Below are 19,445 nucleotides of genomic sequence, written 5' to 3'. Positions count from 1 at the left end.
AAATTGCACTCGTAGCTCAGCTGGATAGAGTACTCGGCTACGAACCGAGCGGTCACAGGTTCGAATCCTGTCGAGTGCACCATATACCGAAAAGCCCGCGTTTAACGCGGGCTTTTTGCTGTCCGGGATTTGGCTTTTCCCGTCACACATCCTTTCTCATCAAAATCGATTTGAGCACTACGGCCTCGCTTGAGGTCGTAACGATAACTCGTTGCCGAATTACGGATGCTTACCTTGTCGGGTTTGCCCAAGGCGCTTTCAACGTCCTGTTGGCTCATGCCGGCGATGATTCGTTGATTGATGATCGCCTCGCGTTTCTGTCGTGCGTCGATCAAGTCTCCGCATTTGTCCTGGGTGCGCCCGACGACAGCCATTTCTCGTTTTCTGATATTCATACCGGATACTTCTTCGTGCCGGGCTTCGGGTATCAGTGCGACGGTTGAGCCAGGCGAGTAGGGGCGAACTTCCTGCAGTGAAAGGTGCTCATCATTCGCGCAGCTCAATGTCGTGAACGTGACGCTACCGTTAGATGCTTCGCAGCGATGAAGCGTGGTTGCGCTCCCGAGGGTGGGCAGGCAGAGCAGGGTGGTCAACATGAATCGGGATGTTTTCGATGGCATTCGGCGTCCTCCATGACGATTCTCATCAAGCCTAGCTGGCAGTTTTTTCACCGCCGGTGTGTTTTCTTTTCAGGATGAGTCGTCGCAGTGTGAAGGATCAGGACAGCGCTCAGCTTTGTCTCGCAAGCGCTTGTTTCAGCCGCGATTTTTTAACGTTTAAAACCGTCAGGCGGTGTATCATTGCGCCCGTCAGCCCCGCCGGGGCTTATGGAAAACCTCCATGGACTTACCCAGTAGTTACTCAGTAGCCCGTTTCACCAATCATGAATTGACTGATTGATCCTTCCGGCGTGCCCCGCTGCTGGGAGTGGAGTTCGCCTATGTCCGAAATCGAAGTAAAGAAAACACAGGAAAGCCTGCAGGATCGCCTGGCTCAGGTCGTCGAGCTGCTGCAGCGCCAGCGGGTCGTCGAAGACCTGACTCATCGCCAGGAAGGCCCGCATCATGATCGGGTCGAGAACCTGGTCCACCGGCAAAACCTCGTCGAGCTGCAACGCAAACTCGACGATCTGCACTCCGCCGACGTCGCCTATATTCTTGAAGCCCTGCCGCTGGACGATCGTCTGACGCTCTGGCAACTGGTCAAGGCTGATCGCGACGGCGACATTCTTCTCGAAGTATCCGATTCTGTCCGTGAAACGCTGATCGCCGACATGGACGATCACGAGCTCCTGGCTGCGGCCAAGGACATGGATGCCGACGAGCTTGCTGACCTGGCCTCCGAGCTGCCGCGAGACGTCGTCCATGAGCTGATGGAGACTCTGGACCAGCAGCAACGCGAACGTGTGCGTTCAGCCCTCTCCTACGACGAGGAGCAGGTCGGTGCGCTGATGGACTTCGAGATGGTGACCATCCGCGAGGATGTCAGTCTTGAAGTGGTTCTGCGTTACCTGCGGCGTTTGAAAGAGCTGCCGGGCCATACCGACAAACTGTTTGTGGTCGACTACGACGGCGTGCTCAAGGGCGTGCTGCCGATCAAGCGTTTGCTGGTCAATGATCCGGAGAAACAGGTTTCCGAAGTCATGGCGAGTGACCCGGTGAGTTTTCACCCGGACGAAGACGCCTATGACGCCGCTCAGGCGTTCGAACGTTACGACTTGATCTCGGCCCCGGTGGTCGACAAGAACGGCAAGCTGATCGGCCGTCTGACCATCGACGAAATGGTCGACCTGATTCGTGAGGAGAGCGAAAGCGAAGTCCTCAACATGGCGGGTCTGCGTGAAGAGGAAGACATTTTCGCTTCGGTCTGGAAATCCCTGCGCAACCGTTGGGCGTGGCTGGCGATCAACCTGATCACGGCATTCGTCGCGTCGCGGGTGATCGGCCTGTTCGAAGGTTCGATCGAAAAGTTGGTGGCATTGGCGGCTCTGATGCCGATTGTGGCGGGCATTGGCGGTAACTCCGGCAACCAGACGATCACCATGATCGTGCGCGCGATGGCCCTCGACCAGGTCAGCACCGGCAACACCTCGCGCCTGATGCGCAAAGAGCTGGCCGTGGCGTTGATCAATGGCCTGGTCTGGGGTGGGGTGATCGGCGTGGTGGCTTACTTGCTCTACGGCAGCTGGTCGTTGGGCGTAGTGATGACCGCCGCCATGACGTTGAATCTGCTGCTGGCAGCGTTGATGGGGGTGTTGATCCCGATGACCCTGGCGAAGATGGGCCGCGATCCGGCGATGGGCGCCAGCGTGATGATCACCGCCATGACCGACAGTGGCGGCTTCTTCATCTTCCTGGGATTGGCGACGATCTTCCTGCTCTGATCGATAGCATTGAAACAGCCCGCCGATTGGCGGGCTTTTTTTCGCCCATGAAAAGCCCGAATTGCAGGCAAAAAAAAGCCAGCATTCATGCTGGCTTGAGATGTTCGGTTTGACTCAGGATGCGTCTGCGGCCATTTCGGCGTCGTGGGCGATCAGAGAAACCAGCGCGTTCTGCTGGCGATGGGAGAGTTGGCGGAAGCGTTGCAGCAGCTCGCGCTCGTGCAGTGACAGCTCCGGACTGTCCAGGCGCATGCTCAGCTCTTCGCCCAGTGCACCTTCCTGAATAAGACTCTGCTCAAGGCGCGCAATGATCTCGGAGTTCATGCTGCGATGATGATTGCGAGCCACCTCGGCAATGCGTTCACGCATTCCGTCTGGCAGACGTACGACGAACTTGTCAGCCGTACGGCTGGAATAAATTGCCTGTTTCAATGGGCGCATATATTTAACCGGTTAGTTCAGGGGAGCGGTTCTCGGGATTGGCCGCAGGATGTGTGGTAGGACAAGCATCCGCGCCAAATGGTTCAACCTGAATTGTTCAGAGGCGCGCATCATGCCTCAAAATTGCCAGATCATTGGCGTCAATTCTGTGACAAATATTGATCCGGGTAAAGGCGTAATGCCAGCACCAATTATCAGAAATGCGGACTGGTTTGAAAAGAAAGCATCGGTCCGTATCGCTGACCGCGTCCTGAAGCACGTCAACTGATGCCCGAAGGCGTCAGAACGTGCATGCTATGCGGGTTGAATCGTTGTTCCTTACCTTGTACAGGATAGTGGCAAATGGCCGATTTACTAGGGGCAAATGCCCGCCGGAGGGCGTTTTCAGGATGGATGGCAGGCTGATTTACCTTATGGGACCCTCCGGCTCCGGCAAGGACAGTCTGATCGAGGCTGCGCGTGAACCCTTACGAGCGTTGAACTGCGAAATCATCAGGCGAGTGATCACCCGCTCGGCCGAATCCGTGGGCGAGGATGCGATCGGCGTGACGCCCCAGGAGTTCGAGCAACGTCAGCGCGCCGGCGAGTTTTCGCTGGCGTGGGAGGCCAACGGTCTGGCCTATGGAATTCCGGTAGAAATGGATCAATGGTTGAAAGCCGGTAAGCACGTCCTGGTGAATGGCTCTCGGGCGAACCTTCGGCAAGCGCTGGAACGCTACCCGGTGCTGTTGCCGGTGCTGCTGACGGTTCGGGATGATGTCTTGCGTGAGCGCCTGCTCCGGCGCGGTCGAGAGACGCTTGAGCAGATCGATGCGAGGCTGGCCCGCAATACGCTGTTCAAGGACAGGCGTTCAACTGACAGCCCTGTGCATCTGATCGACAATTCGGGCGACCTGGCCGACGCGGTCCATCATTTGCTGGAGCTGGTCAGGTTCAGCGCAATACCGGATCAAACTTGATCTTGCGCCCGGCCACCAGCGCCAAAACGAACAACGCCGAAAAAACGCCGCAACCGATCAGGGGCAGGGATATTTCGGTTTCCTCGAACAGTGAAAAATGTCCGAGGCCACTCAATAAGGCGAGGATAAGAAATCCTGCAGCTGACTTGGACATGCTGTACTCCTGAAGATATTTCAAAAAACCAGACGTTCAGTCGAATTCGCTGGCAACGCCTGTTCAGGCTCGCTGACCGCTTTCGGGGCGAAGTCCTGATCGCTCAACACCGCCCATTGCGGCGCCTTCTGCACTTGCAGGTAATGTGGCATGCGCCCGGCCACTTTTTCGTTATCCTCAGGGACAAAGTGAAAGCCCACCAGGACGGCCAGTGCGATTGCATTTGCGAACACCAGGGCGCTGCTCATGAGACGAGTCTCCGATTGTTCTTGTATAAGAACCGATAAAGCAGCCGTCGTGCCAATAGTCTAACTGCTGTTAAGTCCTTTAAAAACAAGCATTTAACAGGGTTTTTCGAGCGGGGCGCATTGCAATCTGCAATGATGGCTTTTTGCGGTGATGCAAATTGCACGGTAAAACGTCCGTCACCCTTGCGGGGCGCCTGCCTACACTTAAAAAGCCCTGCGGACGACATGACAAATCAGGGCCCGGCCGTTAACATGCACGCCGTCTGTCGCACCGACAGTCCTGTGTCCCAGTAGCTCAATTGGATAGAGCATCCCCCTCCTAAGGGGAAGGTTGGCAGTTCGAACCTGCCCTGGGACACCATCTATGAAAAAGCCCCACGCAGAGCAATCTGGTGGGGCTTTTTATTGCGATCGGATTTACAGGCGGAAGCGACTGACCATCGTGTTGAACGACGCCGCCAGGTTGGACAATTCCTGGGTCGAGGCGCTGGTCTGATGCGCACCTGCCGCCGTTTGGGTGGACAGATCCTGGATGTTGACCAGATTGCGATCCACTTCGCGAGCAACATGTGCCTGTTCTTCCGAGGCTGTGGCGATGACGAGGTTGCGATCATTGATCTGCGAGATGCCGTCGGCGATCAGTTCCAGTGCCTGGCCGGTCGCTTGTGCCAGTGACTGGGTTTCGCTGACCAGCGCCTGGCTTTTCCCCATGGCGCCAACGGCTTCGTCTGCACTGTTGCGCACATCGTTGATCATGCCTTCGATTTCCCCCGTCGAAGCTTGGGTTCTTGCCGCCAGGGCTCGTACCTCGTCGGCGACCACAGCAAAACCTCGACCCTGCTCACCCGCACGTGCGGCTTCGATGGCTGCGTTAAGTGCCAGCAGATTGGTTTGCTCTGCAATTCCCCTGATCACGTCCAGGACCTTGCCGATGTCTCGAACTTTCTCCGCCAGGTCTTTGACCATCGTGGTGGAGGTGGCGATTTCCGTGGTTGCATGGTTGATCGCGGCGACGGCGCTTCGCGCTTGATCGCGTCCATTGCCGGCTTCCCGGCTGGTGGCTTGGGAGGCCTCAGAAGTGGATACGGCGTTGCGCGCGACTTCCTCCACGGCGGAGGTCATCTCCGTGACAGCGGTTGCAGCCTGCTGGATCTCGTCGTTCTGACGTATCAGGCCACGGCTTCCATTGTCAGTGACGGCGGTGAGTTCTTCGGCAGCTGAAGCCAGTTGGTCTGCTGCGCTGGCGATCTGCTGGATAGTGCTTTTCAGGCTGCCCTGCATCTCGGCCAGGGCTGTTAGCAACTGCCCGGCCTCGTCGCGGCCGGTGCTGACGATGTGCTGAGTCAGGTCGCCCCCGGCAATGTTCCGGGCACTTTCAACGGCTTTGGAAATGGGGCGGCTGATCAGTCGGCTGATGAACAGACCCAGCAGAATTGCTGTGATGAAGGCCAGCACGATGCCGATATACAGAGACGTCTTGGCGGAGGACTCCGTCAGAACCGATTGCTTTGCGGCTTCGCTGACTTGCAGGTCGTTCGAATTGGACATGATGGTCAATTCGTCCATGACGACGCGGTAGGTTTTCTGCAGGTCGCCGAGCAGCAGTTCGCGGCCGTTTTCCAGGTCGCCAGCCTTCATCAGGGCCAGATACCTTTGCACGATCGCCTGGTAAACGGGCCAGGCTTTTTCCATTCGGTCACCGGCTGCACGTTCGTCGTCGGCAAGCTCGGTTTTTCGGTATTCGGCGAAGGCTTTTTCACTTGCCAACTGGTTGGCGCTCATCGAGGCGAGGAATTCGTCCTTGGTGCTCTGTGGCAGGTTGGCGGCAGTGGCGACGTAAAGCCGATACATGTCGCGGGTCTGTCCGACGGCCTTGATTTTGGTCTGCGCGATGTTGGCGACGGCGACGAGGTTGTTGCCAAACACCGATCTGAGGCTCGTCGAGAGCTCGGTCACTCCTCGGCTGCCCAGCAGGCCTACCCCCAAGGTGATGAAGGCGCACGCCGCAAAGGCCGTGATCAATTTCGTGGAGAGTCTTGCGTCATTCAACCAAGTCATAAAGGCATCCTGCTGACATGTTTGGGGGGCGGGACAATATCGAGCACAGCTCGTAGGAAAATGGATAGTCGTCGTACATCTTTCGGCTGCTGAGTCCACAACTGGAGGGTTACCAGTTGTTTCTTGTCCAAATATATTCTGCATTGAATCCCTTGTAACTACTGATTTAGAGCACTCAGCACACACATACAAAAGATGGCACTTGGCCTTTTCTATTTATTGCCAAGTGTTACATTGTGTGGAATATTCCAAAAAATACGTACGACATCGTACCTCTTCGTCCTTGGCTCCAAGATGGCGAGGATGCCGTGTTCGTGATTTCCAGAACCGTGAAAAAAAAGAACGAAGCAGCCTAGGGTAGGACTCATGTCGCGTCGCATTGATAAAGGGAAACGCAGGGGGTACGCCTTTGCCGGATTGGTTACGCTGTTGATCGCCACGGCCGGGGCAGCACATGGCGAGGCACTCGACAGCACTGCGTCGGTGGGCAAGCGTCTGGCGGTAGCGGCTGACTGTGTGGCTTGCCACACGGCGCCAGGCGGCAAGGCTTTTGCGGGCGGCTATCCGCTCAGTTCACCGATGGGCACCATTTATTCGACCAACATCACGCCTTCGAAAACGGCGGGTATCGGCGATTACACCTCAGAGCAATTCGCTCGCGCGGTGCGTGACGGGGTGGCGGCCGACGGCACTCGACTGTACCCGGCAATGCCCTACACCTCTTATTCGAAAATCACCGACAGTGACATTGCTGCGCTCTACGACTACTTCATGCATGAAGTGACGCCGGTCGATACGCAGAACCAGAAAACCGCGCTGGATTTCCCGTTCAATATCCGTGCATCGATGATTGGCTGGAACGCGCTGTTCCACAGCAAAACACGCTTCACTCCGGATCCGGCCAAGTCCGCCGAGGTCAATCGTGGCGACTATCTGGTCAACGGCCTGGCTCACTGCGATACCTGCCACACGCCGCGCAATGTCCTGATGGCGGCCGACGGCGCAAAACCGTTGGCCGGCGGATCACTGGGCAGTTGGTATGCCCCCAATATCACTTCCGACAAGGTCAGCGGCATCGGTGCCTGGTCGAGCGATGAGATCGTGGCGTATCTGCGCACCGGTCACGTCGAGGGCAAGGCCCAGGCAGCGGGGCCGATGGCCGAGGCGGTGGAAAACAGTCTGCAGCATCTGAGCGATGTGGATCTCAAAGCCATCGCGGCCTATCTGTTGCAGACGACGCCGATCAAGACCGGGGAGAGCAAGGCCCGGCATGAGTACGGTCAGGCTTCGGTCGATGAGCTGACGCTGCGCGGAGGCAAGCCGGGGGACAACCCGGGCTGGCATGTTTTCAGTGGCACTTGCGCCAATTGCCATCAGCCGGACGGTCAGGGCACCCGGGAATATCCATCACTGTTTCACAACACGGCCACCAGTCGCAGCGACAACCTGATCGCGGCCATCGTGTACGGGGTGCATCGTGAAGTCGACGGTGTGGCCATCGACATGCCGGCATTCGGCCCGGACGCACTGTTCACCGACCGCCTGAACGACCAGCAGATTGCCGACGTCAGCAACTACGTGCTGTCGCGCTACGGCAATGCCGACACCATTGTCACGGCCGCCGATGTGGCACAGGTACGTAACGGTGGACCCCAGGCGCCATTGGCGGTGATGGCGAAGTTTACGATCCCGGTCATCATTCTCGCGTGCTTGCTGATCGGCCTGGGCGCATGGGCCTTGATTGCACGTCGGCGCAAGGAGGCTTGAGCAATGGACACTTCAATGACGCACAAACACGTAACAACTCAAACCGAAAGCTCGACCGGGCTCACTCGTCGCAATCTGTTGCGCGGTTCCGTGACGCTGGGGCTGGCGGCGATGATCGGCAGTGCGATGCCCTGGCAGTCGGTGCTGGCAGCCCAGGTCTCCAGCGACGATTTCATTGCGCTGTCGCAGTTTCTGGTCAGCCGTGCGGTCAATCCGGTTCTGGCCGGTCGTTATTACGCTGCGCTGGACAAGCGCGCACCGAATTTTTCGACCAATGTAATTGCGCTTAAGCAATTGATCAGCACTCAGGGTTACAGGCATGTCGATGAATATCTCGCGCAGCCGAACCCGGATCCATCGCTGCGGGCGACGGCCACCAGCATCATTTCCGCCTGGTATCTGGGCATCGTCGGTGAGCCGGCGGATGCGGAGCTGATCAGCTATTCACTCGCCATGATGTATCAGCCCACTCACGGCATTCTCATCATTCCAACCTACGGTGGCGGCCCGGATTCATGGGGTCCCAAACCCGCAGTCATTCAGGACTCGACAGTATGAGCAGCGATCAATTCGATGCCGATGTGGTGATCATCGGTTCCGGTGTCATGGGCGGTCTGATCGCCACGGGCCTGGCCAAGGCGAACAAGTCGGTGATCGTGCTCGAGGCCGGTCCCCGGGTGAATCGCCGTGATGTGGTGGAAACGTTCCGCAATGCGCCGGTGAAACTCTCGCTGGCCAATGCCAAGCTGCAGGGCGCCGGGTCGCCCTACCCGAGCCTGCCACACGCGCCGTCGACCTACGGCGACTATTTGCAGCAGATAGGGCCGGTGAAATACAACACCTCTTATCTGCGAGTGGTGGGTGGCACCACCTGGCATTTCGGTTCTTCGCTGTGGCGCATGCTGCCCAACGATTTTCGTCTGAAGTCGCTGTATGGCCGTGGTCGTGACTGGCCGATCAGTTATGACGAACTCGAACCCTATTACGCTCGGGCTGAAATCGAACTGGGTGTTTCCGGTGTCGACGGCCAGGACGAAAGCGGGCAGGGCGGCGAGGCCTATCCTCCGCGCTCGATTCCCTATCCGATGGAAGGCCTGAAACCGAGCTACATGTTCAAGCGCCTTTCCGAATTGCTCGGCAAGGGCGGGTATAACCCGATCCTCGAGCCGAATGGCCGGGCGACCCGCCCCTATGGCAAGCGACCTCCCTGCGCTGGCAATAACAACTGCAACCCGGTGTGTCCGATTGCCGCCAAGTACGACGGTTCGATGCATATCGATGAAGCCGAGCGCCATGGCGCCAAGGTGCTGGACAACTCCGTCGTCTACAAGATCGAGGCGGGCGATGACGGCAAGATCACCGCGATCTGGTACATGCGCCCCGACAAGTCCAAACACAAACTGACCGCGCGGGCCTTTGTGCTGGCGGCTTACGGTATCGAGTCGCCGAAGTTGCTGTTGATGTCGACCTCGCAAAAGTATCCGAACGGGATCGCCAACTCGTCGGATCAGGTCGGACGCAACCTGATGGATCACACCGGCATCAGCATGAACGTCATGACCAAGGAAGACATGTGGCCGGGCGAGGGGCCGACGCAATTGCTGGTCTATCTGAACAGTCGCGATGGCGCGTTCCGCAACGATTATCCGAGCTACAAGATCAAGGTGCGCAACACCGTGCCGACATCACAAATTACCTCGAACCTGATCGCCAAAGGCGTGCTGGGCTCGAAGCTCGACGAGCAGATCCGACTGCAATCGGCGCGCTCCCTGAACTGGGCTGTGGACTTCGAAACCCTGCCATTGCCGGAAAACCGGGTCACCCCGAGCAAGACCAAATTCGACGCAATCGGCCTGCCGGTTCCCGAGATCTATTACAGCGTTCCCGACTACTGGCACGCCGGTAAAGAAAAGGCGCTGGAGGATTTCAAACAGTTTGCGAAATTGCTCGACGCCGACATCCTCAGTACGGACACGGGTTTCCAGAACCGTCAGCACATCATGGGCACCACCATCATGGGCGATGATCCGAAAGACTCGGTGGTGGACCGCGATTGCCGCAGTCACGACCATTCGAACTTGTTCATCGCAGGGACCAGCGTCATGCCATCGTCCTCCTGCGTGAACCCGACGTTGACAGGTGCGGCGTTGAGCATTCGGATCGCTGATGTGTTGGTGGCGGAGGTCTGAGGGACGCCGTCGATTGGAGAGCCCCATGCAGAGAAATCTGGTGGGGCTTTTTTGTTTTTGGCGCAGTCCAATCCGGCGGTTGGAGCGAGCAGGCTGAAGGCAAGCGTATAGGCCGACGCGATGCCGTGTTCTTTGAAATAACCGCATTTGAAGTTGAGACCAGCCGCGCAGGCTAATCCCGCGCAACGAATCTTGAACCCCCGCTTCAAGAGAACCGCTGATCCGGCCGATAACCCGTTCGGTGACTTCAGAGTCGCGCGAAATCGCTTGATAGCATTTGGCCGGCAGCTATCATCTGCGCGCCTGAAAATGGTCCATCCTCTTCAATTGCCTGGAAATCCTCGATGCTGTCGTATCACCAAAAGAGTTTTCTGATCGTCGATGATTTCTCGGATTTCCGCAGTTCCGTGCGTTCGATGTTGCGCGAGTTGGGCGTCAAGGATGTGGACACCGCCGACACCGGTGAGCAGGCGCTGAAAATGTGTGCGCAGAAGTCCTACGATTTCATCCTCCAGGATTTCCATCTCGGTGACGGCAAGAAGAACGGTCAGCAGGTGCTGGAAGACTTGATGCTGGAAAAGCTGATCAGTCACGAAGCGGTATTCGTGATGGTCACCGCCGAGACCAGTCAGGCGATGGTGCTCAGTGCCCTGGAGCACGAGCCGGACGCGTACCTGACCAAGCCATTCAACCGCTCCGGCCTGGCTCAGCGCCTGGAGCGTCTGGAGCAGCGCAAGACGCTGCTCAAGCCGATTCTGCAAGCTCTCGACCGTGGCAAACCGGTCGAAGTGCTCAACGCCTGCATCGCCTTGTGCAAACAGGACATCCGTTATTCGCCGCTGTGCCTGCGCTACCGCGCCGATGCGTTGCGCGACATGAACCAGAACGAAGCGCTCGAGCGCCTTTACGACAGCATCATCGCCGATCGGCCGTTACCGTGGGCGTTTGCCGGGTTGGGCAAATTGCTGTTCAAGCGTGGGCAGGTGGCCCAGGCCAAGGGCGTTTACGAAAAAGCCCTGAAGGTCTTCCCGATGATGCCGGCGCTGTATGACGGCATGGCCGACGTGCTGGTCGCCGAAGGCGATACCAAAGGTGCGCAGCAAGTGCTGGAGGAGGCGATTCGCCTGTCGCCGCTGGCGGTACGTCGTCAGGCGTTGCTGGGCAAGCTGGCGATGGCCAACGAAGATTTCGACACCGCTTCCCGGGCTTATCGTCAGGCGGTGAGTCAGGGTGCGCAATCGCGGTTCAAGGATCCGGAAAGCAATCTGGGCCTGGCCCATGCCTTGATCAGCAAGGGCAGCGAGCGTGGTCTCGATACGCGTACGCGCCTGGAGATCAACACCACCCTCAGTGCAGTGGCCAAGGAAAACCCGACCGATCCGGGCCTGCAGATTCGCGCGCGTCTGATGAAGGCCACGAGCCTGTTGCTCAACGACGCCGAGACCGCCGAGAAGCTCACCGAACAAGCGCTGATGCGCCTCGACGGCATGGAGCAGTTCATGAGCCCCGAGGCGGCGTTGCTGGTGGCCAAGCAATTGCAGATGCTCGGTCAGGCCGAGGCGGGCACCTCGATGCTCAAGAGCTGTGCGGAAATCTACGGCGATGACCCGACGGTGATGAAAGACATCGCCAAGCTCACCGACGACCCGACTATTCTCAGCTCCAGTAACGCGGCCGCCGATCTCAACCGTCAGGGCGTGCGCGTGTACAAGACCGGCAACCTGGTGGAGGCCCGCGAGGTGTTCCGCAAGGCGCTGAAGATGCAACCAAAGAACATCAGTATTGCGCTGAACATGGCCCAGTCGCTGCTGCACGGCACCGACACCAATGTGCCGTCGGCGGAGCTGGAAGAATGTCGGGCCTGCCTGAAACTGGTGGGCATGATGCCCGATACCGACGCGCGTTATCCGCGTTATCAGAAGCTGAAAAGCAAGGCGTTTGGCGAATGAACCAAAACGAGCAGGCACTGGATTTTTCCACGGTGATCGCCTCCACCGTGCACGACATGAAGAACTCCCTGGCGATGCTGATGCAGGCCCACAGCCAATGGCTGGCGCGCCTGCCCGAGGCCCAGCGCCAAGGGCCGGAGCAGGGCGTGATCGACTTCGAGTTCGCCCATCTCAACGGCATGCTGGTGCAACTGCTCGGGCTGTACAAGCTCGGGGTCAATCAGATGCCGTTGCAGCCGGCCTACCACGAGCTGGACGATTTCATCGAAGCGCAACTGGCGGCGCATCAGGAAGTGTTCGCCAGTCGTGGAATCATCGCCACTTACGAAGTCGACCCGCTCAGTCCCCTGGGTTTCTTCGACCGCGAACTGATCGCCTCGGTGCTGGGCAATTGCATCAACAACGCCATCCGCTATGCCCGCGAATCGTTGCTGATCACTGTCAGCGACGAAGCCGGGCAACTGGTGCTGAGCATCAACGATGATGGCGACGGTTACCCGGCCGAGATGCTCGAGCGTCAGGCCGATTATGTGCAGGGCATCAACCACAGCAGTGGCAGTACCGGCCTTGGTCTGTACTTTGCCGGGCGGATTGCCGCTTTGCATCAGCGCAACGGTGTTGGCGGGCGAACCGAAATCCGCAACGGCGGCCCTTTGGGCGGCGGCGTGTTCAGTATTTACCTGCCCTGAATCACGGATTCATCGACCGGAATTCTTTTTGTTGGCTGCTGCTTGATATTCCGAACAGCCGAAGCCTATTTTGTCCGGGTCGCCGTTCGCGGCTCGCACAATAACAAGGATTGCGTCATGACAACCGATGGCCAGCGTTCACTCGCGCAGCGATTGACGGGCATTGATGAGATTGAATGTGTCACGCCGGATTTGAACGGCGTGCCACGGGGCAAGGTAATGACCGCCGAGGGTTTCCTCGAAGGGCGGCGTCTGCAGTTGGCCCGGGGGGTGCTGCTGCAATGCATCATGGGCGGTTATCCCGCCGCCAAATTCTATGGCAGTGATGACGGCGATCTGGCGCTGGTGGCCGATCCGGCGCAGATTCACCCGTTGCCATGGAGTGACGAGCCGCGGGCCTTTGCAATCTGCGATGCCGATGAATTGACCGGCGAAAGCTCCAACCTGTCGACTCGTGGCCAGCTCAAGAAAGTCATTGCCCGCTACGCAGCTCTCGGCCTGGCGCCAGTAGTGGCGACCGAACTCGAATTCTTTGTGTTCGCTCCGAATACCGACCCGACCCAGCCGTTCCAGCCGCCAGTGGGCCTCGACGGACGTCGCGAGGACGGTCATTCGGCGTTCAGCGTCAGTTCCAATAACGGACTGCGGCCGTTCTTCAGTGAAGTCTATAAATGCATGGCGGCTCTCGGCCTGCCGCGCGATACGTTCATGCACGAAATGGGCGTCAGCCAGTTCGAGATCAACCTGCTGCACGGCGATCCGCTGCTGCTGGCCGACCAGACCTTCCTGTTCAAACACTTGCTCAAGGAAGTCGCGCTCAAGCACGGCCTGACCGTGGTCTGCATGGCCAAGCCGCTGGCGCACACGCCGGGCAGTTCGATGCATATTCACCAGAGCATCGTCGAGATCGGCAGTGGCAAGAATGTGTTCAGCGACGCCGACGGTCAGCCGACCGCGATGTTCCGCCACTTCATCGGCGGACAGCAGGCGGGCATGGCTGATTTCACCGCGCTGTTTGCACCGAACGTCAATTCCTACCAACGGCTGTGTCATCCGTTTGCGTCGCCGAACAATGCCTGCTGGTCCCACGACAACCGCGCCGCCGGCCTGCGCATTCCGGCCAGTTCGCCGGTCGCACGCCGTGTCGAGAATCGCTTGCCGGGGGCCGATGCCAACCCCTATCTGGCGATTGCCGCGAGTCTGGCCGCCGGCTTGTACGGCATCGAGCATGAGCTCGAGCCAAGCGAAGCGATTCAGGGCGAGTTCGAAGTGCCGGACAATCTTTCGCTGCCGTGTACCTTGCACGCGGCGCTCGAACGTCTGAAACGCAGCCAGCTTGCAAAGGAACTGTTCGGCACGGAGTTCATCGAAGGCTACATCGCTTCGAAGACCATGGAGTTGACCAGTTTCTTTGATGAAATCACTCCCTGGGAACGCCGTGTTCTAGCAGCCCAGGCCTGACGAAATGTCGCCGTCGGGCTATCGTTTGATAGCCCGATACTTACCGCAAGGAGCCGCTCGGAACGCCGATGCGCCAAATCTGGAAATCCTTTCGAGCGCTGTATTTCGCCTCGCTGATGATGTTGATCGGCTCGGGCCTTCTTTCTACTTATCTGGCTTTGCGTCTGGCTGCCGACCATGTTGACGGGTTGTGGGTCGGTGCGTTGATGGCGGCCAACTATTTCGGTCTGGTGCTGGGCGGCAAGATCGGTCACCGTCTGATCGCCCGGGTCGGGCATATCCGTGCCTACTCGGCGTGTGCTGGGATCGTCGGCGCGGCGGTGCTCGGTCATGGGCTGGTGGACTGGTTGCCGGCCTGGCTGGTGCTGCGGACCATCGTCGGCCTCGGCATGATGTGCCAATACATGGTCATCGAGAGCTGGCTGAACGAGCAGGCCGACGCCAATCAGCGCGGTCTGGTGTTCAGTGGCTATATGATCGCGTCGTACCTGGGCTTGGTGCTTGGTCAACTGATTCTGGTCATGCATCCGGGTCTTGGCCTGGAACTGCTGATGCTGGTCGCGCTGTGCTTCGCCCTGTGTCTGGTGCCGGTGGCGCTGACCCGGCGGATTCACCCGGCGCCGCTGCATCCGGCCCCGATGGAACCGCGCTTCTTTATCAAGCGCGTGCCGCAGTCCCTGAGCACGGTGCTCGGCGCAGGGCTGATCATCGGTTCGTTCTACGGTCTGGCGCCGCTGTATGCGTCCCAGCAAGGGCTGTCGACCGAGCAGGTCGGTCTGTTCATGGGTAGCTGTATTTTTGCCGGCCTGTTGGTGCAGTGGCCGTTGGGCTGGTTGTCGGATCGTTATGACCGGGCCTTGCTGATCCGCTGTTTCGCGTTGTTCCTGGCGGTTGCCGCGTTGCCGCTGGCGATCCTGCCGCAGGTGCCGCTGGAGGTGCTGTTCGTGGTCGGTTTCCTCTGCTCGCTGGTGCAGTTTTGCCTGTATCCGTTGGCGGTGGCGTTCTCCAACGACCACGTCGAGGGCGAGCGTCGGGTGTCGCTGACGGCGATGTTGCTGGTGACCTACGGCGTGGGCGCCAGTATCGGGCCGCTGGCGGCGGGGGTACTGATGAAGATGTTCGGGCCGCAAAGCCTGTATGCGTTCTTCACCTTTTTCGCGCTGGTGCTGGTGTGGCGGATCCGGCCGAAAGCCGTGACCAATCTGCACCAGGTCGACGATGCACCACTGCATCACGTGGCGATGCCGGACAGCATGTCCAGTTCGCCGTTGGTGGCAGCGCTGGACCCGCGAGTTGATGAACAAGTGGTGCAGGAGCAGATGCAGAATACGGTCGCTCCAGAGCCTGAACCGGAGCCCGAGCCTGTTGTGCCAACCGATTCGACAGTCGAGGGCGAGGGGCCCGACATCAGCACTGCCAGGCCTTGATCCAGGCATAAAAAAAACGGGCAGTCACCGCAGTGACTGCCCGTTTTTTAATGCCTGCCGATCAGAGATCGTCTTTATCGAACCGACGCGCTTCGCGTTGCAGTTGATAAACGAAACGCTCGACGTTGCGGGCAGCCGGGCCGCTGATGTTGTGAAAGCGCAGGCCGGCGAAGGTGATGTTGAGTTTTTCTTCGAAGTGCAGGTAACGCAGCTCGACCGATACCGGTTGGTTGCCGAATAGCGGCGCGGCGATCAGGCGATCATAGACCTGGCCCAGTTGCAGGCGGTCGGTGATATCGCCTTCAAAGCGCAGCTTGCAACCCGTGGCCGAGATGTCCAGCAATTTGCCATCCAGCGGTGCCTTGAGCTTTTCGCCGCCGAGCACGACGCTGACCAGGTCGGTCAGTTTCAGTGCGGCGCGAAAGGCATTGCGGCGCTGGTGATAAACCACTTCGGTGGGCAGGTCGCCGGTGTAGAAGCGGTCGCCGTCGGAGTCTTTGATGCTCAGCGTCCCTGTGCATTCCCAGGCAATGCGCACGCCATCATGAAAACCTTCAACCTTGAACGGTTCGCCTGCTTCCAGAAAACGTTCGCCGTCCCGCGGAATCATTTCATCAAGCTTGATCGAACCGTTTTCGCGATCGACTTCAATCAGGTAGCTCTGGAAGCGCTGGCTGCGCTCGTGGAACGTAATGATCAGCGGATCGTGGCTCTCTTGCAGCTGGCGCAGATTGCTGGAGATCTCCAGGGGCGTGGTGAGCACCTTTGGGGGCTGCGGAGCGTCATCGTTGGACACGTTAAATCAATCTCCAGACAAAATTTGACTACGGCTGGCCAGTATTTTGCCAGCATGTTTCGCACGTTGATAGGGCGCAAGCATAGAAGAAAGCATCACGCCTGGCTGAGCGCGCGCGGTTTCTGCAGTTTGGAGAAGGTGCCACTGGCATCGTAGAGCGCAGGTGGCTCGCCGCCGGTGAGGATTTTCAGCTGATTGGCCGTGGCGGCCTGCTGCATGACGATCGACTGGCCATTCCTGGCATTGGCTGCCTGGCACTGGGCGATCAGATCGGTCAGGACATCGCTCTGGCTGAGCAACTGATCGCCGATGCTCGACTGGCTGGCCAGTTGTTCGAGGCCGGCGCGGTCGAGGGACAGATTGAGACTGGCGAGGATTTCGCTGCGCTTGCGGCCATGCTGTTCGAGCAGAATGATCAATGCCTGCTTGTTCGCCAGAATTTCTTCCAGCAGAGGCATGTCGCGACCGTGCAAGGCGAGGGACTCGGTTTGCAGTAACTCCAGCAATTGTTGAGCTGGAGCAAAGTCGTCGGTGATCAGTTGCAATAAATTAGTGTCGTGCATGGCTGGCCTTGGGTTTTAAGCGTCCAAAAGCCTGGCGCTGACCGAGGCCTAGCGCTGGGCTTCGAAATTGAGCAGTTTGCTGGCTACACGGTTGCTGTCGACCTTGTAGCTGCCATCGGCAATCGCTGCTTTCAACTCGGCCACGCGGGCCTTGTCGACGGCAGGCTGATCGCGCAGCTTGTCAGTGACCTTCTGCAACTGTTGAGCCTCATTGCTGAGGTGTACCGATTCCCCGCTTTTTGCGGCACTGGCCTGTTCGGCCGGGGTATTCAGCGGCGCGGAGGTGCCGGTTTCGGCGGTTTCCTTGGCGTTGCTGGTACGTGTACTGCCCGTAAGTGACGAGGAGCTGTTCAAACGGCTGAAATCGATGACCATGTTAAAAACCTCTGGGAATTTGGACGCTTGCCATGTTTTCGGCCATCCCCTGGAAAACTTTAGGCCCATTTAGCAATGAGCTTGCATGCGCCGTTGCAGATCCTGCTGCGGCACAGTTTAGGGAACAGCTCTGGTCAGCGCCAGTTTTCTGCCAAAAGCTCAGGGGCTTTTCAAATATCCGTTCATCTTGCCGCTCACTCGCCGCTTACATCGCTACTTCCACCTGGCCGGGCGCCACAACCTGCGCCTTGATGACCCGCTGGGAGTTGAGGTTCTTCACTCGAATCTGTTCTTTCAGGCCGCCGTTGGCCAGCGCTTCGCCCGGCATGCGTACGGCGAGGGTACCGCTGCGGGCGGTGATCACCACTTGATCGCCCTTGCGCACCACTTCCGCCTGTTCCAGATGCACCAGGGTAATGACTTGATCGGCGACCGTTGGTCGGGTCAATTTCTGTCCGATGGCTTCATCCACCGACGTCAGGAAGCCCTGATTGATCGTGCTGACGTCGCGTTCGCGCAAGGTCACGTCCTGAGGCTCGATGATGCCGGCGCGCTTGAGCGGGCGAGTGGTGGTGACAATCTCGCGAAACAGGCGGACTTGAGCGGGCACGAACACCGTCCAGGGGGAGGCGCCTTCGCAGCGGACCTTGACCGTGACACGGCCCAGAGGACGTGCCGGACTCTCCAGTGTCGCTGTCAATTCCTTGTCGCACATAGGCATGCGCATGCGCGGATCGAGCTGGTTGACCTCGATTTCATAACGCCCTTCCGTTTGACTGGTAGCCAGATAGTCTTCTACGGTGAATTCAAGAAAGCCCTGAGTGACGCCGATAAGCATGTCAGGCAAGGTAACCGCATCAGCAATGGCAGGGCTGCCAGCGAAAAACAGGCAAACGGCGGACATCGCGCAAAGCCCTCTGCGGAGGGGAGATGTCAGGCGTCGGAAAAATGTCGTTTGAGCGTTCATACGAGTTAAAAAGCAAGCGCCGTGCCGTTTAGCAATGAATGTGCGTCGCAACAACACTTGGCGTTGGTGTAGGAGTCTGGGCATGGCTGGTGTAATGGATTCGGTGAACCAGCGCACGCAACTGGTGGGGCAGAATCGCCTGGAGCTGTTGTTGTTCCGTCTCGACGGCCAGCAGCTCTACGGGATCAACGTGTTCAAGGTTCGGGAAGTGCTGCAATGCCCGCAATTGACGGTGATGCCCAAGTCCAGTCCTGTCGTGTGCGGGGTGGCGAATATCCGGGGGGCGACCATTCCGATCCTTGATCTGGCGATGGCGACCGGCTCCGGTGCTTTGAAAGACAAGAACAGTCCGTTCGTGATCATCACGGAATACAACACCAAGACCCAGGGTTTCCTGGTGCGCTCGGTGGAACGTATCGTGAACATGAACTGGGAAGAGATTCATCCGCCGCCCAAGGGCACCGGACGCGATCATTACCTGACCGCTGTGACTCGGGTCGACAATCAGTTAGTCGAAATCATCGACGTCGAGAAGGTGCTGGCGGAAGTCGCGCCGACACCGGAAGCGATTTCGGTCGGCGTGGTGGATGTCGAGACCCAGAGCAAGGCGTTGTCGTTGCGGGTTCTGACGGTCGATGACTCGTCAGTGGCACGCAAGCAGGTGACGCGTTGCCTGCAGACGGTCGGCGTCGAAGTGGTGGCGTTGAACGACGGCCGGCAAGCGCTGGATTACCTGCGCAAACTGGTCGACGAGGGCAAGAAGCCGGAAGAAGAGTTCCTGATGATGATCTCCGACATCGAAATGCCGGAGATGGACGGGTACACCCTGACGGCCGAGATCCGCAGCGACCCTCGCATGCAAAAGCTTCATATCATCCTGCATACTTCGTTGTCGGGTGTGTTCAATCAGGCGATGGTCAAGAAAGTCGGTGCCGATGACTTCCTGGCCAAATTCCGTCCTGATGACCTGGCATCCCGGGTAGTCGACCGGATCAGAGCAGCAGATATCAGCTAAGGGC

At 58.6% G+C, this 19,445-nt stretch carries 19 protein-coding genes and 2 tRNA genes; 12 read left to right on the top strand and 9 right to left on the bottom strand.

Features of this window, described 5'->3' with window-relative positions; all coding sequences use genetic code 11:
- The first annotated feature begins 5 nt into the window (after positions 1-5).
- Positions 6-82: transfer RNA gene (locus IHQ43_RS21905), tRNA-Arg, on the top strand.
- A gap of 19 nt (positions 83-101) precedes the next feature.
- Here the strand turns inward: IHQ43_RS21905 and IHQ43_RS21900 are convergent.
- Positions 102-620: a cell envelope protein SmpA gene (locus tag IHQ43_RS21900; RefSeq protein WP_192562078.1), complete on the bottom strand. Its 519-nt coding sequence runs from the start codon at positions 618-620 to the stop codon at positions 102-104.
- Between the two features lie 320 nt (positions 621-940).
- On the opposite strand from IHQ43_RS21900, the gene mgtE reads away from it, so the two are divergent.
- Positions 941-2,383, top strand: a complete 1,443-nt coding sequence (gene mgtE / locus IHQ43_RS21895; RefSeq protein ID WP_007960287.1) for a magnesium transporter — start codon at positions 941-943, stop codon at positions 2,381-2,383.
- Positions 2,384-2,497: 114 nt separating this feature from the next.
- On the opposite strand, the gene IHQ43_RS21890 is transcribed toward mgtE, so the two are convergent.
- Complete coding sequence (locus IHQ43_RS21890; RefSeq protein ID WP_003178899.1) at positions 2,498-2,824, bottom strand: Arc family DNA-binding protein; 327 nt, start codon at positions 2,822-2,824, stop codon at positions 2,498-2,500.
- 389 nt (positions 2,825-3,213) lie between these two features.
- On the opposite strand from IHQ43_RS21890, the gene phnN reads away from it, so the two are divergent.
- Positions 3,214-3,783 carry a phosphonate metabolism protein/1,5-bisphosphokinase (PRPP-forming) PhnN gene (phnN, locus tag IHQ43_RS21885; RefSeq protein WP_192562077.1) on the top strand — a complete coding sequence of 190 codons (570 nt, stop codon included), beginning with the start codon at positions 3,214-3,216 and terminating at the stop codon, positions 3,781-3,783.
- Here phnN and IHQ43_RS21880 read toward each other — a convergent pair.
- Both IHQ43_RS21880 and IHQ43_RS21875 read right to left on the bottom strand, forming a co-directional pair.
- Complete coding sequence (locus IHQ43_RS21880) at positions 3,758-3,937, bottom strand: PA3371 family protein (RefSeq protein ID WP_007960291.1); 180 nt, start codon at positions 3,935-3,937, stop codon at positions 3,758-3,760. The genes phnN and IHQ43_RS21880 overlap by 26 nt on opposite strands.
- A gap of 20 nt (positions 3,938-3,957) precedes the next feature.
- A complete protein-coding gene (locus IHQ43_RS21875) occupies positions 3,958-4,185 on the bottom strand; it encodes a hypothetical protein (RefSeq protein WP_192562076.1) in 228 nt (75 codons plus the stop codon).
- Between the two features lie 284 nt (positions 4,186-4,469).
- Between IHQ43_RS21875 and IHQ43_RS21870 the strand changes: the two genes are divergently transcribed.
- Positions 4,470-4,546: transfer RNA gene (locus IHQ43_RS21870), tRNA-Arg, on the top strand.
- Between the two features lie 56 nt (positions 4,547-4,602).
- Here the strand turns inward: IHQ43_RS21870 and IHQ43_RS21865 are convergent.
- A complete protein-coding gene (locus IHQ43_RS21865) occupies positions 4,603-6,243 on the bottom strand; it encodes a methyl-accepting chemotaxis protein (RefSeq protein ID WP_192562075.1) in 1,641 nt (546 codons plus the stop codon).
- A 366-nt stretch (positions 6,244-6,609) separates the two neighbouring features.
- On the opposite strand from IHQ43_RS21865, the gene IHQ43_RS21860 reads away from it, so the two are divergent.
- The 7 genes from IHQ43_RS21860 (at position 6,610) to IHQ43_RS21830 (ending at position 15,725) form a co-directional block, all read left to right on the top strand.
- A complete protein-coding gene (locus tag IHQ43_RS21860) occupies positions 6,610-8,010 on the top strand; it encodes a cytochrome c (RefSeq protein WP_192562074.1) in 1,401 nt (466 codons plus the stop codon).
- Between the two features lie 3 nt (positions 8,011-8,013).
- Complete coding sequence (locus IHQ43_RS21855) at positions 8,014-8,568, top strand: sorbitol dehydrogenase family protein (protein ID WP_192562073.1); 555 nt, start codon at positions 8,014-8,016, stop codon at positions 8,566-8,568.
- A complete protein-coding gene (locus IHQ43_RS21850) occupies positions 8,565-10,199 on the top strand; it encodes a GMC family oxidoreductase (protein WP_192562072.1) in 1,635 nt (544 codons plus the stop codon). The genes IHQ43_RS21855 and IHQ43_RS21850 overlap by 4 nt, the downstream gene beginning before the upstream one ends.
- 344 nt (positions 10,200-10,543) lie before the next feature.
- The gene (locus tag IHQ43_RS21845) at positions 10,544-12,148 is read left to right on the top strand and encodes a tetratricopeptide repeat-containing response regulator (protein ID WP_192562071.1); all 1,605 of its coding nucleotides are present in this window, start codon (positions 10,544-10,546) and stop codon (positions 12,146-12,148) included.
- Positions 12,145-12,837, top strand: a complete 693-nt coding sequence (locus tag IHQ43_RS21840; RefSeq protein ID WP_192562070.1) for a sensor histidine kinase — start codon at positions 12,145-12,147, stop codon at positions 12,835-12,837. The genes IHQ43_RS21845 and IHQ43_RS21840 overlap by 4 nt, the downstream gene beginning before the upstream one ends.
- Positions 12,838-13,056: 219 nt before the next feature.
- Complete coding sequence (locus tag IHQ43_RS21835) at positions 13,057-14,298, top strand: glutamine synthetase family protein (RefSeq protein WP_192565042.1); 1,242 nt, start codon at positions 13,057-13,059, stop codon at positions 14,296-14,298.
- A gap of 68 nt (positions 14,299-14,366) precedes the next feature.
- A complete protein-coding gene (locus IHQ43_RS21830; protein WP_192562069.1) occupies positions 14,367-15,725 on the top strand; it encodes an MFS transporter in 1,359 nt (452 codons plus the stop codon).
- Between the two features lie 61 nt (positions 15,726-15,786).
- Here the strand turns inward: IHQ43_RS21830 and IHQ43_RS21825 are convergent, their stop codons facing one another.
- The 4 genes from IHQ43_RS21825 to flgA form a co-directional block, all read right to left on the bottom strand.
- The gene (locus tag IHQ43_RS21825) at positions 15,787-16,521 is read right to left on the bottom strand and encodes a flagellar brake protein (RefSeq protein ID WP_007960322.1); all 735 of its coding nucleotides are present in this window, start codon (positions 16,519-16,521) and stop codon (positions 15,787-15,789) included.
- A 95-nt stretch (positions 16,522-16,616) separates the two neighbouring features.
- Positions 16,617-17,084, bottom strand: a complete 468-nt coding sequence (locus tag IHQ43_RS21820; protein ID WP_192562068.1) for a flagella synthesis protein FlgN — start codon at positions 17,082-17,084, stop codon at positions 16,617-16,619.
- A gap of 48 nt (positions 17,085-17,132) precedes the next feature.
- The gene (gene flgM / locus IHQ43_RS21815) at positions 17,133-17,459 is read right to left on the bottom strand and encodes a flagellar biosynthesis anti-sigma factor FlgM (protein ID WP_179694058.1); all 327 of its coding nucleotides are present in this window, start codon (positions 17,457-17,459) and stop codon (positions 17,133-17,135) included.
- Positions 17,460-17,664: 205 nt separating this feature from the next.
- The gene (gene flgA, locus IHQ43_RS21810) at positions 17,665-18,426 is read right to left on the bottom strand and encodes a flagellar basal body P-ring formation chaperone FlgA (RefSeq protein WP_084777063.1); all 762 of its coding nucleotides are present in this window, start codon (positions 18,424-18,426) and stop codon (positions 17,665-17,667) included.
- 82 nt (positions 18,427-18,508) lie between these two features.
- Here flgA and IHQ43_RS21805 point away from each other — a divergent pair, with 82 nt between their 5' ends.
- Positions 18,509-19,441, top strand: a complete 933-nt coding sequence (locus IHQ43_RS21805) for a chemotaxis protein CheV (RefSeq protein ID WP_192562067.1) — start codon at positions 18,509-18,511, stop codon at positions 19,439-19,441.
- The last annotated feature ends 4 nt before the right edge of the window (positions 19,442-19,445 follow it).

The sequence above is a fragment of the Pseudomonas gozinkensis genome (assembly GCF_014863585.1).
GTDB classification, from domain to species: domain Bacteria; phylum Pseudomonadota; class Gammaproteobacteria; order Pseudomonadales; family Pseudomonadaceae; genus Aquipseudomonas; species Aquipseudomonas gozinkensis.
This window is presented reverse-complemented; position numbering and strand designations above follow the sequence as displayed.

Bases quoted from the DNA above. Each gene is read 5' to 3' on its own strand.
- IHQ43_RS21900 (WP_192562078.1), bottom strand. From the start codon at position 620: ATGCCATCGAAAACATCCCGATTCATGTTGACCACCCTGCTCTGCCTG.
- mgtE (WP_007960287.1), top strand. From the start codon at position 941: ATGTCCGAAATCGAAGTAAAGAAAACACAGGAAAGCCTGCAGGATCGC.
- IHQ43_RS21890 (WP_003178899.1), bottom strand. From the start codon at position 2,824: ATGCGCCCATTGAAACAGGCAATTTATTCCAGCCGTACGGCTGACAAG.
- phnN (WP_192562077.1), top strand. From the start codon at position 3,214: ATGGATGGCAGGCTGATTTACCTTATGGGACCCTCCGGCTCCGGCAAG.
- IHQ43_RS21880 (WP_007960291.1), bottom strand. From the start codon at position 3,937: ATGTCCAAGTCAGCTGCAGGATTTCTTATCCTCGCCTTATTGAGTGGC.
- IHQ43_RS21875 (WP_192562076.1), bottom strand. From the start codon at position 4,185: ATGAGCAGCGCCCTGGTGTTCGCAAATGCAATCGCACTGGCCGTCCTG.
- IHQ43_RS21865 (WP_192562075.1), bottom strand. From the start codon at position 6,243: ATGACTTGGTTGAATGACGCAAGACTCTCCACGAAATTGATCACGGCC.
- IHQ43_RS21860 (WP_192562074.1), top strand. From the start codon at position 6,610: ATGTCGCGTCGCATTGATAAAGGGAAACGCAGGGGGTACGCCTTTGCC.
- IHQ43_RS21855 (WP_192562073.1), top strand. From the start codon at position 8,014: ATGGACACTTCAATGACGCACAAACACGTAACAACTCAAACCGAAAGC.
- IHQ43_RS21850 (WP_192562072.1), top strand. From the start codon at position 8,565: ATGAGCAGCGATCAATTCGATGCCGATGTGGTGATCATCGGTTCCGGT.
- IHQ43_RS21845 (WP_192562071.1), top strand. From the start codon at position 10,544: ATGCTGTCGTATCACCAAAAGAGTTTTCTGATCGTCGATGATTTCTCG.
- IHQ43_RS21840 (WP_192562070.1), top strand. From the start codon at position 12,145: ATGAACCAAAACGAGCAGGCACTGGATTTTTCCACGGTGATCGCCTCC.
- IHQ43_RS21835 (WP_192565042.1), top strand. From the start codon at position 13,057: ATGACCGCCGAGGGTTTCCTCGAAGGGCGGCGTCTGCAGTTGGCCCGG.
- IHQ43_RS21830 (WP_192562069.1), top strand. From the start codon at position 14,367: ATGCGCCAAATCTGGAAATCCTTTCGAGCGCTGTATTTCGCCTCGCTG.
- IHQ43_RS21820 (WP_192562068.1), bottom strand. From the start codon at position 17,084: ATGCACGACACTAATTTATTGCAACTGATCACCGACGACTTTGCTCCA.
- flgM (WP_179694058.1), bottom strand. From the start codon at position 17,459: ATGGTCATCGATTTCAGCCGTTTGAACAGCTCCTCGTCACTTACGGGC.
- flgA (WP_084777063.1), bottom strand. From the start codon at position 18,426: ATGAACGCTCAAACGACATTTTTCCGACGCCTGACATCTCCCCTCCGC.
- IHQ43_RS21805 (WP_192562067.1), top strand. From the start codon at position 18,509: ATGGCTGGTGTAATGGATTCGGTGAACCAGCGCACGCAACTGGTGGGG.